The sequence below is a fragment of the Caballeronia sp. S22 genome (assembly GCF_964261745.1).
GTDB classification, from domain to species: Bacteria; Pseudomonadota; Gammaproteobacteria; order Burkholderiales; family Burkholderiaceae; genus Caballeronia; species Caballeronia jiangsuensis.
The window spans coordinates 1,255,554-1,267,522 of the sequence record NZ_OZ180039.1; the positions used below are offsets into that span (position 1 = coordinate 1,255,554).

Genomic DNA, 11,969 nt, shown 5'->3' on the forward strand with positions numbered 1-11,969 from the left:
CACGCCGGCAGGCGTGCGTTCGATACGGAGCCTCGCTCAGAACGGCTTGATCGCCACCTTGAGCACGCCGTCCCGCTGATGCGCAAAGAGGTCGTACGCGGCGACGATATCGTCCAGCTTGTAATGATGCGTCACCAGCGCGCCAAGCTCGACGCGCCCGGACTGGATCACGTTCATCAGACGCCTCATTCGCTCCTTGCCGCCGGGGCACAGCGCCGTGTTGATCTTGTGGTCCCCGAGTCCGGCCGCGAAAGCGCCGAGCGGAATCGTCAGATCGGACGAGTACACGCCGAGACTCGACAGCGTGCCGCCCGGCTTGAGAATGCGCAGCGCCGATTCGAACGTGCCCTGCGTGCCGAGCGCCTCGATCGACGAATCCACGCCGCGTCCGCCGGTGAGCTTGAGGATCTCGTCCACGACATCGCAATTCTTGAAGTTGAGTGTGACATCCGCGCCCATCCTGCGCGCCATGTCGAGTCGATGATCGTTGCCGTCTACCGCGATGATCGTCGTGGCGCCGAGCAGGCGGGCCCCCGCCGTCGCGCACAGTCCGATCGGACCTTGCGCGAACACGGCCACGGTGTCGCCTATCCGGATGTTGGCGTTCTCCGCGCCCTTGAAGCCCGTGGACATGATGTCGGGGCACATGAGGACCTGCTCGTCGGTCAGGCCGTCGGGGATCGGCGCGAGGTTCGCCTGCGCGTCGGGCACGAGCACGTATTCGGCCTGCGTGCCGTCGATCATGTTGCCGAAACGCCAACCGGCCGTCGCCTTGTAGCCGTGACAGCCGCACTGGCCGCGCGCGATGAGGTAGCTGCCGTCCTGCGAGGCGACGCCGTCCTGCGCGGCGTAGGAGTTGAAGTTGGGACAGATGGCGCCGGCGATGACGCGCTGGCCTTCCTCGTAGCCCACCACCGCGCTGCCGAGCTTTTCGATCACGCCGACCGGCTCGTGGCCGACGGTCAAGCCTGTGGCGACCGGGTATTCGCCTTTCAGGATGTGCACGTCGGTGCCGCAGATCGTGGTGGTGGTGATGCGCACGAGCGCGTCGTTGGCGCCCACGTCGGGGATGGGCTTTTCGGCGAGTTCGATACGGCCCGGCTCGATGAAGACAGCGGCTTTCATCACGGCGGTCATGAATTCCTCCTTCCGTTCAGGTAGTTTCGGCACATCGTTAGTGATCCGTACTGCGTTCGAAAGATACGGGCTGCGCGACGTGGCTACCGGAACATCCTACGCTTCAACGCATCGCCGCTCTTTGATCTAACGCATGCTCCACGCTGCGCGAGCCGTCATCGAATCGTCATGGTGCGTCGCACAATTGCGACACCGCGCAACCGCGCCCGCCGTTCTGCCGCAACTACACAAGTCCGCCCGCGGATGTGTATTCTTTCGAGGTCATGGATTTGGGGGTGGTGCCTGTGAAATACCCGCTGATTCTGGGCTTCGCTATCGTCGCGGTGGACCTCGTCGTCTGGCGCGGCCGCCTGCCTGCGCATGACCTCGCGCGGCTGTTTATCAGGCTCGCGCTTTTCTTCGCGCTGAGCTGGATTCTTTTCACCTCGGGCCTCAGTCCTTTCACTCAGGCTCCTGACTACGGCGCAGTCGAGCTTCACTGGCTGGGACAGATTCTGGAAATCATCTGGTGGCTGATGGGCGCGCGTCTGCTCTCTCTTTCACTCGATACGCTGCTGCTGCCCAGGGCATGGCGCAAGCAGCGCCTGTTCTCGGACGTGTTCGGCGCAGTGGTCTTCCTCGCCGCGGCCGTCGCTGCCCTCGGCTTCGTGCTGGAACTGCCGGTGCGCGGACTCGTCGCGACCTCGGGGGCGCTCGCCATCGTGCTGGGTCTCGCCATCCAGAGCACGCTGAGCGATGTCTTCGCGGGCATCGTCATCAACACGACGGAGCCGTACGCGGTAGGCGACTGGGTGGTGATCGACGATGTCGAGGGCAAGGTCGTCGAGATGAACTGGCGCGCGACGCATCTGCTGACCGGTCAGGGAAACACGCTCATCGTGCCGAACGCGGTCGCGGCGAAGGCGAAAATCACCAATAACAGCAAACCGGGAGACGTCCACGGGCTATCGCTCATCCTGGAGATCGAACCCGAGGCGCGGCCGAAGACCGTCCTCGATGCCCTGGAGCGCGCACTCACCGGCTGCAACGTCATTCTCGCGTCGCCGGCTCCGTTCGCCCGGATGAAGCGCACCACGACGAACTCGGTGCAGTACGAGGTGGTGGCCTTCGTCGACGACATGAACAAGAAGCTTGCGGTATCCAACGAACTCTTCGACCTCTGCTATCGGCACCTCGCGGCCGCGTGCGTCGTGTTGCGCGTTCTCGGCGTGCCGGCGGCGACCGCCGCTTCTTACGACGAAAGAGAGGCGCTGCTGAAGCGCGTGAGCCTCTTCGACAGCTTGTCCGGCGACGATGTTTCGCGCTTGGCCAAACGCCTCTCCCGCCACGAATATCAGGCGAATCATCAAGTCCTCGCGCCCGATACGGTGCCCGACAGCCTGTCGATCGTGCACTCGGGCGTCCTCTCGGTCTCCATCATGGATGGGACGAGCAGTCGCGAAATCTCTCGCATCGGGCCGGGAGAGGCGTTCGGCGAAGCAGGGCTGCTCGCCGGGCTTGCGATGCAGGTCGCCATTACGACGCTTACGCCGTCCGTGCTCTTCAAGCTCGGCAAGGACGACATGACGTCCTTTCTCAAGGACCACGGCGAGGTTGCGAAGCAGATGTGCGAGCTGCTGGCGTATCGGCAGGACAAGCTCGGCAAGCTCACGACGCCGATGCCCGCCGAGCAGGAGAAAGGCCACTCGTTATTCCAGTGGCTCGTCGGAAAGGTCTGGAACCTGCATTCGCTGCACGACGACTCGAAGAGCAACTGAGGCATGAAGTCCTGTCTGAACTTTGCATCGGTATGATTCGTGATCGGGATATCCACACGGAAACACGATGAAAGTGAAGGAGAGCGCTCATGCCTAGCGTCGAGCAAGCACGACCGGCCACGCTAGTCGATTCTGTCTGGCGCGTGATGCTGCGTGTCGCATTCCCCCTCGCGCGCGCGTGGTGGAGTCTTCGACGGCCTCATCATGAAGGCGCGCTCGTCGCGATCTACGTCGGGCGGGCGCTCCTGCTCGTGAAGCCGTCGTATCGCCCGGAGTGGAATCTGCCGGGCGGCAGTGTCGATCCCGGCGAGACGCCCTATGCAGCGGCGCTGCGCGAAATCGACGAGGAGATCGGGCTCGCGTCGCATGCTCTGGTCCCTGCGGGCAGCGCCACCGGTATCTGGGACGGGCGCAGAGATACCGTGCATTTCTTCGAACTGAGACTCGACGCCTTGCCCGAGTTGCGGCTCGATAACCGCGAGATCGTCGCCGCGCATCTGGCATCGCCGGAGGAATTGCGCGGCATCGCGTTGACAGGGGCCGCCGCCGCGTATTGTTTCGCCGAAGCCGACGGCTCCCGCAAAGTCACTACGCCCTAGCGCGAAGACGGCCGGACCGGCGCTTCTGTCATCATGTAGGGGCTTCAGCGAACCCAAGGGTGTCATGTCACATCTCGAACAAGAGAAAGCGAACGCCAGTGCGAACCATCTTGCGCGCGGGGGCGAAACCGGCGCGGACGGGCCGCACGGAAGCGAGGCGGGCGAGGAGTACGACGCATCGGCGGTGGGCCGCACCGGGCCGCTGAACGAAGCGGCGCTCCTCGGGCGCAAAACACCGCCGTGGCCGGATTCGGCGGCGGCCAACCCCGGCCATCACGCGCGCGTCGGCGCGCAAGGCACGGTGCGCGCGCTGGCCGGTTTGTTGTTCGGCCTCGCGCTGCTCGTCGCGGGCAATGGCCTGTTTCAGACGCTGATTCCCTTGCGTATTCTCCAGTCGGGCTATTCGACGTTCGTCACCGGTCTGATTCAGTCGAGCTATTACGCGGGCTTCATTCTGGGCGCAATGGTCAATCGGCGTCTTATCGATCGCATCGGTCAGCATCGGACGTTCGTTGCGTTCTCGGCGGCTGCATCCATTCTCGCGCTCGCTTTCGGCGCGGCGCAGTCGCCCTGGATGCTGGGCGGCGTGCGCCTGCTTACGGGCGTCGCGTTCATGGGGCTTTATACCTCCGTCGAAAGCTGGCTCAACGGCACGGTCGAGAACGAGAAGCGCGGTCAGGTATTCGGGCTGTACGCGGGCATCAACTACCTCGCGGTGGGCAGCGGCCAGTTTCTGCTGAATGTCGGAGCGGGGACGGGCGCGCAGCAGTTCTCGATCAGCGCGGCGCTTTTTGCGGCGGCGGTGCTGCCGGTCACGCTGATGGAAGGCTGGCCCGCAAAGGTCGACGACGCGAATCTCGACCGCGTGCCTGCCCGAACCTGGGGCGAAAGCCTTCGCGAAATGATGGCGCTCGCACCGCTCGGCGTTCCGGGCTGCATTCTCGCCGGGTTCATTTACAGCAACTTCTATGCGCTGATGCCCGTCTATCTTCAGCGCTCCGGCTTCACGACGGAGGAGCTCGCGACCTTCATGGGCGTCGCGCTGATCGGCGCACTGCTGCCTCAGTATCCGATGGGGCGGCTCTCGGACCGCATCGACCGGCGGCGTCTCGTGCTATGGACGTCCTCGGTCTCGGCGATACTCAGCGTCGTCCTGTTCTGCTTCGATTTTCGCATCGTCACATGGTGCGCGACACTGGCTTATGTCGCTGTGACATTCACGCAGTACGGGCTTATCGTGTCGCACGTGCAGGACCGCACGGAGTCGCACTTGCGTGTCGGCGTGTCCGCGATGTTGCTGGTGCTTTTTTCCCTCGGAGGCATGACGGGGCCCACGCTGGCTTCCGCGCTGATGACGCTCATCGGGCCGAGAGGGCTGTTCCTGTTCAACGCGCTGTCGTGCATATTGCTCGCGCTCAGCGCGCGGCACGCGCTCCGGGTGTTCGCGCGGACGTCGACGGCCGGTACGGAAGCGGGCGAAAAATAGTTCCTCTTTTTTGCGGCCGTGTGTCCATCGATACGCGGTTCGCGCGTCATCGTGATGGCGGCGCAGATTCGATGCGCCCGCCGCAACCCCGTGACGGAGGCTCAAATGCAATACCTGTTGATGATCTACTCGCAAGAAGACCGCTGGAATCAGATGACCGACGCCGAGCGGCAGCAGGGCGTCGCCGCTTATCAGGCGTACACCGAATCGTTGAAGAAGGCGGAGGTGCTGGCGGGCGCCAACCGTTTGCAGCACACGAGCACGGCCACGACGGTACGGCTCATCGACGGCAAGCCGCAGGTGCTCGACGGACCGTATTCCGATTCCAAGGAGCAGCTCGCCGGCTACTACCTGATCGACGTGCCCAATCTCGATGCGGCGATTGCGTGGGCGTCGCGCTGTCCCGGCGCGGCGCACGGCCTGATGGAAGTGCGCCCGGTGTGGACGGCCCCTTACGATGCGCCATCGGCGGCATGAGCCAGCCGTTCGGCGGCGCTGCCGCTGACGCTGGCGCTTCCACGCGCGCGATTGCCGAGGCGGTCGCGCGCCGCAGTTACGGCAAGCTCGTCGCGCTGCTGGCGATGCGCACACGCGATGTCGCCGCAGCCGAGGACGCCCTCTCCGATGCGTTCGCGGCCGCGCTTGCCGACTGGCCCGAGCGCGGTTGCCCCGCGAATCCCGAAGCGTGGCTGATGACGGTCGCGCGCCGGCGGGCGATCGACGGGGCGCGCCATCGCCGTGTCGGCGACGAAGTGACGAACCAGCTCACCATCCTCGCCGACGAGATCGACGAGCGCGAAAGAGGCGCGCTGCCCGACCGGCGGCTTGCGCTGCTGTTCGCGTGCACGCATCCGGCGCTCGAAGCTGCGATTCGCACGCCGCTGATGCTGCAGGTGGTGCTGGGCCTCGAAGCGAAGACGATCGCCTCGGCGTTTCTGATGTCGCCCGCCGCGATGAGCAAGCGCCTCGTGCGCGCGAAGCACAAGATCCGCGAGGCGGGCATTCCGTTCAGCGTGCCCGAGCGCGAGGAGTTGCCCGGCCGGCTCGCCGCGGTGCTGGAGGCCGTCTATGCGGCGTATGCGGAAGGCTGGACCGACCCGGCCGGCTGCGATGGCGGGCGGCGCGATCTCACCGGCGAGGCGCTTTTTCTTGCGCATCTGCTCGTCGAACTGTTGCCCGATGAACCGGAGACGCTCGGTCTGCTCGCGCTGATGCTGTATGCGCAGTCGCGTTGCGACGCGCGACGCGATGCGGCCGGCGACTACGTGCCGCTATCGGCGCAGGATCCGTCGACATGGAACGCGCCGATGATCGATGCCGCCGACGCGCTGCTGCGGCGCGCGAACACATTCGACGCAATCGGACGCTTTCAGCTCGAAGCCGCGCTGCAATCGGCGCACGTGCATCGCTGCCGGACGCATCGTCCGAACTGGGACGAGATCGTGCAACTCTACGATGCGCTGTTCGCGATCGCGGCTTCGCCGGTGGTCGCGGTGAACCGCGCGCTCGCGGTGGCGGAACGCGACGGTCCGCAGGCGGCGCTCGATGCGCTCGCGCCCTATGCGGACGATCCGCGACTCGCCGACTATCAGCCGTACTGGGCCGCACGCGCCGATCTGCTCGCGCGTGCCGGCGCGTCGGCCGAAGCGCTCGCCGCGTACGATCTCGCGATCGGACTCGAGCGCGATCCGGCCGTGCGCCGGTTCCTGCAACGTAGACGCGGCGAAGTGTCGTCGGATCGAACGGCATGATCAGGCAATGAGGAAATGATCATTGCAGCCGCCAATCTTCCACCCGCTCGAACGTCAGGATACCTACGCCTTCGCGGCCGTCCGTCCATGTTGACAGCACCCGGAAAAAACACTCATAGTCCTTGCGTTAGAAACGAAGTGTGACGAGATCGCCGGCCGCATTGATCGGATAGCAACCCATCGAGGCATTCAATGAACGAAAAGGTCCTGATTTCGGGCGCCGGCGTGGCCGGTCTTGCGCTTGCTCACTGGCTCGATGCCGCCGGATTCGACGTCACGCTCGTCGAACGCTCGTCCGCGTTCCGGCGCGGTGGTCAGGCGGTCGACATCCGTGGCGTCGCGCTCGACGTGACCCGCGCGATGCATCTGCTCGATCGCGCCCAGGCATTGCGAACGCGTCTGAAAGGCATGTCGATGCTCGACGCCGATGGCAACGAAATCGACCGCACCGAAGAACGCACCTACAGCGCGGGACGGCTCGACAGCGACGACATCGAAATTTTTCGGGACGATTTGTGCGAGCTGATCATGGGCTCGCTGAACGAACGCGTCGAGTTCCGGTACGGCGACAGCGTACGGACCATCGACGAAACGAGCGGCGGCGTCGATGTGTCGTTTGCCAATGGCGAGCGGCGCCGCTTCGATCTGCTGGTCGGTGCCGACGGCATTTACTCGAACATACGCAAGCTGCATTTCGATTGCGAAGAAGCGGTCGTGTTTCCGCTCGGCGTGATTCTCGCGCTTTTCTCGACCCCGAATCTCATCGATCTGCGCGACTGGCAGATCGGGCATCGCGTGGATGAATTCGGCTACGTGATCTACCCGAGCCTCGATCAGACGCAACTGCGCATCGGCGTTGGATTCGGCGCGCCGGAAGCGCCGGTCGCGCGCAACGACGTAAGCGCGCAGAAGCAGCTCGTCGCCGATCGATGCGCGCATCTGGGCGGCGATTTCCCGCGCTTCATCGAAGCGATGCGCGGCACCGACGATTTCTATTTCAACGATCTCGCGCAAATCCACATGCCGTCGTGGTCGAAGGGGCGCGTCGTGCTGATCGGCGATGCGGCGCACTGCGCATCGCCGTTTTCGGGGCAGGGCACGAGCCTCGCGCTCGTCGGCGCATTCGTGCTCGCGCATGAATTGATACGGAAGCGCGCGGATTTTGCTCGGGCGTTCGCCGCGTACGAAGAACGCATGCCCCCCTACGTGAAGCTGAATCAGGCGCTCGTCGATCTCGACAGAAAAGGACCGGTGCCGGATGAACAGCTAACCGAAGCAAAGAACGGCATCGATCTGAGCGATCTGTTCGCGATGCCGCGTTGACGCTTCAATGCTGCTTCTGTAATCCCCGACGTTCGATTCGATTGCGCAACTGACCCGCGACGAACGCGCTGGTGGTCAAAGTCAGGTAAAGGACGACGAGATCGTGACGCCATGCGTCCAGCGCAAGTTGATGGACGAGCAACGTCGGGTCGGGGGCCGGGCGAAGCGCGTTCTTCGTTTCCGCGATGAGCGTCATCCGGATAAAGCCTCCCGCCGATAGCAACGGCAACAGCGCCGCGAACGCAAACAGCGCGAGCTTCATGCGCGATGCCAGCGGATGATGGCGCAACCGGAACCATAATCCGAGGCATCCGTGTAACCAGCCGGGGGCGAGCAGCGCGAGTTGCAGACCTTGCGTGCCGCTCGTGAGCAGCATGACGACCACCCGCTCGTAGTTCGGCTCGAAGCCATAGAGCGCCGACGCGAGCCGCGTGGTTACCGCGTGACGGATGAGCAACAGCGGCAAGCTGAGGCCCGCCAGAAGGCGGATCCATTCCGCGGCGGGCAGCGCCCAGTTGCGGCGGCCGTATATCGTGTGCAATGCCAACGCGAAATGCGCGAAGGCGGCACCGTACAGTGCGATCGTTCCGGGTGCGCTGCGCCAGAGCCGCAGCGCGACTTCGAGCCCCCGTCCGGCAAGTTCCATTGACCAGAGCCCGAGCGCGTGATTGACGAGGTGCATCGAGAGATAGGTCAGCAGCACCATACCCGTCCCGAACTGAAGGCGACGCAGAACGGTTTGCATCTGAAGCATCAACTTGCGCGTCGGAATGACGTATCGCCGGAGCTTCGACGCGCAGGGCCGCAATACTGATTCGCCGCGCACTGTTGCAGCGTTTCGGCGAATCGCTCCAGCGCAGATACCGACCCACATACGCTCCGATATTCCTCGTGGCCGATTCTGCCATCGAGAATGATCGTCAGCCCCGATGCGCGCGCCATGTCGATGATGTCCATTTCGATTCCCCTTTCCGTGTGGCTTCATCTACAAGATCGTGCGCACGCGCCGGTTATTCCCCGGCGGGACGGATTCGGATGAAATAGCACGGTGGGGCGCGTTCGAACGCCCGGACATCGAGCCTACGCGTTGGCGCCGCCATCGACGGTCAATGTTGCGCCGGTGATGTAGCTCGCATTGGCGCTCGCAAGGAAAACAACGGCTTGCGCGATGTCCTCGCCTTTTCCGTACTCACCGGTGGCCGTCAGCGATTTCAATGTCGGTCCGAAAGGACCGTCGACCGGGTTCATGTCCGTATTGATGGAGCCAGGCTGCACCAGGTTCGCCGTGATCCCTTGCGGACCGAGTTCTCTTGCCAGGCCCTGCGTGAACGCAACGAGCGCGGACTTGGACGCGGAGTAGACGCCGAGCATCGACGCCGGCACACGGTCGGCAAAATAGCTGCCGATCGAGATGATGCGTCCACCGGCCCCGAGATGAGGAATCGCGGCTTTTGCGGCGAGGATCGGTCCACGTACGTTCACGTCGAGCGTCGCGTCGATGTCTTCGATGGAAATGTCTTTGACATCGCCCATCCGAAGTATGCCGGCGTTGTTGATGAGAATATCGAGGCCACCGAGCGCTTCGACCGTCTTCTGCACGGACGCCTCAATCGCGGATGCATCGGCGCTATCGGCCTGGATCGCGATACCGCGGCGACCCTCCGCTTCGATCGCCTTCACGACATGCGCGGCCTGTTCCGACGACTTTTCATACGTGATCGCGACATCCGCGCCGGCAAGCGCCAGAGCCTTCGCGATCGAAGCGCCGATACCGCGGCTTGCTCCGGTGACCAGAGCGCGTTTTCCTTGAAGCATCATGGCAATCTCCATTACGTGTCGATGGGTAGAGCGTTCAAACGGTTTGGTGAGTCAGGCGAAAAGCTGCTGAATTTCGGCGTACGGCAAGGGTTTATCGTCGAGGGCTTCGGAGCGGCCGTGCGCCAGAAAGTCGGCGGCCATCGCCTTCGTTCTGCCGAGCACGACTTGCGCGATGCCGCTGCCCGCGCTCAGCCGACGCACCCCGAGTTTTCCGAGCGTGGCCGCATCGGGCAGGCCGGGGAGCGCCATCACGTTCAGAGGCAACCGGACCGCGCCGACGATCGTCTCGATGTCCGACGGCCGCACGAGCGCCGGAAGGAAGAGACCATCCGCGCCGGCCGACGCATAGAGATTGCCGCGAGCAATCGCCTCTTGCGGCTGTTTCGCTTGCTCGACGAGACTGGCAAGAAACACGTCGCTGCGCGCGTTGACGAAGAGGTCCACGCCGGCCTTCGCGACGGCACGCTTGATCGCCTCGATCTTCGCGGCCAGAAGCGGCGCAGCGTCCGGGCCGTCTTCGATGTTGATGCCGGCAATGCCGAGATCGGCTAGTTGCATGACATGATCCGCGACGGCTTGGGGCGTGTCCGCGTAGCCGTTTTCGACATCGACCGACAAAGGCACCTTCAGGACGCGCACGATGCGGCGCACCGAGGCGACGACTTCATCGAACGGAAGCGTGCGTCCATCGGGATAACCCAGCGACCACGCTAAGCCCGCGCTCGTCGTGGCGATGGCGGAAGCGCCCTGCGCCTCGATGAGGCGGGCGCTGCCGGCATCCCACGCGTTCGGCAGAAGGAGTGGTATCGACTGCTCATGTAACTTGCGGAATGTGCTTGTGTTGGACATGACTGTTTCCTCGAGTATCGAATGAATGGGAAGTATGGCGTTCGCCGGGCTCAGGCCGCTACCGCGGCTTTGGCTCCCGCGAACGATGCGATGCGACGCGTCGCAAGCTCGGAGACGAAAATCGCGATCACGACGGGAATGGCGGACAGATAGCCCAGGTTGTGACCGCCGACGATCGGAATCGCAGCAGCGCCCAGCGTGCCCGCGATGGACACGCCCACATACGTCGCCGACGTATTGAGGCCGACCAGCACCGCGGTCATCGGCGGATTCAGGCTCGCGAGGCGGAACTGTTGCGGCACCAGGACGCCCCATGCACATGCACCCCAGATCGTCACCGCGATGGCCGCACTCCAGAGGTGCGCGCTCGTGATCGGCATAGTGAAGATGACGAGTGCGACGATGGCCAGCTTGATCCGTACGACCTTGTGCGAACCGATCCGGTCGAGGATGCGTCCCGTCAGCAGGTTCGAGAACGTCCCGGCCAGTCCCCACAGCACCAGCAGTGCGCCGAGCACCGTGACGTTGTGGCCGGTCGCACGGTCGAACACGACGGAGAAGTAGCTGAAGATGATGAAGGTGCCGATCTGGGCCAGCACGGTCGTCGCGAGCGTCAGTCCTACGCGCGAATCGGTCAGCGGAGACAGACGTGCGCGAAGCGAGACGGCTGGCGGCAGCGGCACTTCGGGCAAAAACGCGAGGATGCCGGCGACGGCCGCCGCACCGAGCGCGGCGACGAGAACCAGCGTCCAGTGCCAGCCCGCGAAGCCGCCGATGACCGCGCCGATGGGCGAGCCGAGCGCGGTAGCGGTGGTCAGACCCGCCACGATGATCGACAACGCATATCCGCGGCGCTCAGGCGGCACGAGCGCCGCGCCGGTTCCGCTGGCGGCCGGCGAGAACATCGCCGCGCCGAAGCCCGCAAAGGCGCGCGTAGCCAGTGCGATGCCGAGGTTCGGCGCCACGATGGTGCCGAGATTGGCCAGCACGAAAAGCCCGATGCCGGTGAGCAGCAGACGCTTGCGTCCGACGTTCGCGGCAAGCGCGGCGATGGTCGGACCCAGCAGCGCGTAGCTGATTGCATAGACGCTGATCAACTGTCCCGCCGCACCGATGCTCACGTCGAACGACTTGGCGATTTCGGGCAGGATGCCCGCGAAAACGAAACTGTCGGTGCCCAGTGCGAACATGCCGAGCGAAAGTGTCAATAGGCGACGATCCATGTCAACCTCTCCTGAAGGATTGCGAA

12 protein-coding genes are annotated in these 11,969 nt (G+C 64.3%); 6 read left to right on the forward strand and 6 right to left on the reverse strand.

Annotation, left to right across the window (positions count from 1 at the left end; translation table 11 throughout):
* Positions 1–36 precede the first annotated feature (36 nt).
* Positions 37–1,137, reverse strand: a complete 1,101-nt coding sequence (locus ACEN42_RS37340) for an NAD(P)-dependent alcohol dehydrogenase (protein WP_371882591.1) — start codon at positions 1,135–1,137, stop codon at positions 37–39.
* A gap of 284 nt (positions 1,138–1,421) precedes the next feature.
* Between ACEN42_RS37340 and ACEN42_RS37345 the strand changes: the two genes are divergently transcribed.
* From ACEN42_RS37345 to ACEN42_RS37370, 6 genes are all read left to right on the forward strand, one after another.
* Complete coding sequence (locus tag ACEN42_RS37345; protein ID WP_371883200.1) at positions 1,422–2,894, forward strand: mechanosensitive ion channel family protein; 1,473 nt, start codon at positions 1,422–1,424, stop codon at positions 2,892–2,894.
* An 89-nt stretch (positions 2,895–2,983) separates the two neighbouring features.
* Positions 2,984–3,493, forward strand: coding sequence for an NUDIX domain-containing protein (locus ACEN42_RS37350; RefSeq protein WP_371882592.1), 510 nt, complete (start codon positions 2,984–2,986; stop codon positions 3,491–3,493).
* Between the two features lie 64 nt (positions 3,494–3,557).
* Positions 3,558–4,979 (forward strand): MFS transporter, encoded by a 1,422-nt coding sequence (locus tag ACEN42_RS37355; RefSeq protein WP_371882593.1) that lies wholly within the window; start codon positions 3,558–3,560, stop codon positions 4,977–4,979.
* 105 nt (positions 4,980–5,084) lie between these two features.
* On the forward strand, positions 5,085–5,456 hold the full coding sequence (locus ACEN42_RS37360) for a YciI family protein (RefSeq protein ID WP_371882594.1): 372 nt from the start codon (positions 5,085–5,087) through the stop codon (positions 5,454–5,456).
* Complete coding sequence (locus tag ACEN42_RS37365) at positions 5,453–6,730, forward strand: RNA polymerase sigma factor (protein WP_371882595.1); 1,278 nt, start codon at positions 5,453–5,455, stop codon at positions 6,728–6,730. The genes ACEN42_RS37360 and ACEN42_RS37365 overlap by 4 nt, the downstream gene beginning before the upstream one ends.
* A gap of 192 nt (positions 6,731–6,922) precedes the next feature.
* On the forward strand, positions 6,923–8,053 hold the full coding sequence (locus ACEN42_RS37370; protein ID WP_371882596.1) for an FAD-dependent monooxygenase: 1,131 nt from the start codon (positions 6,923–6,925) through the stop codon (positions 8,051–8,053).
* A gap of 4 nt (positions 8,054–8,057) precedes the next feature.
* Here the strand turns inward: ACEN42_RS37370 and ACEN42_RS37375 are convergent, their stop codons facing one another.
* The 5 genes from ACEN42_RS37375 to ACEN42_RS37395 form a co-directional block, all read right to left on the reverse strand.
* A complete protein-coding gene (locus ACEN42_RS37375; RefSeq protein ID WP_371883201.1) occupies positions 8,058–8,798 on the reverse strand; it encodes a hypothetical protein in 741 nt (246 codons plus the stop codon).
* Positions 8,799–8,806: 8 nt separating this feature from the next.
* Positions 8,807–9,010: a hypothetical protein gene (locus tag ACEN42_RS37380; RefSeq protein WP_371882597.1), complete on the reverse strand. Its 204-nt coding sequence runs from the start codon at positions 9,008–9,010 to the stop codon at positions 8,807–8,809.
* 123 nt (positions 9,011–9,133) lie between these two features.
* Positions 9,134–9,871 carry an SDR family oxidoreductase gene (locus tag ACEN42_RS37385; protein ID WP_371882598.1) on the reverse strand — a complete coding sequence of 246 codons (738 nt, stop codon included), beginning with the start codon at positions 9,869–9,871 and terminating at the stop codon, positions 9,134–9,136.
* 51 nt (positions 9,872–9,922) lie between these two features.
* Positions 9,923–10,720, reverse strand: coding sequence for an isocitrate lyase/phosphoenolpyruvate mutase family protein (locus tag ACEN42_RS37390; RefSeq protein WP_371882599.1), 798 nt, complete (start codon positions 10,718–10,720; stop codon positions 9,923–9,925).
* A 50-nt stretch (positions 10,721–10,770) separates the two neighbouring features.
* Complete coding sequence (locus tag ACEN42_RS37395) at positions 10,771–11,943, reverse strand: MFS transporter (RefSeq protein WP_371882600.1); 1,173 nt, start codon at positions 11,941–11,943, stop codon at positions 10,771–10,773.
* Positions 11,944–11,969: the final 26 nt, after the last annotated feature.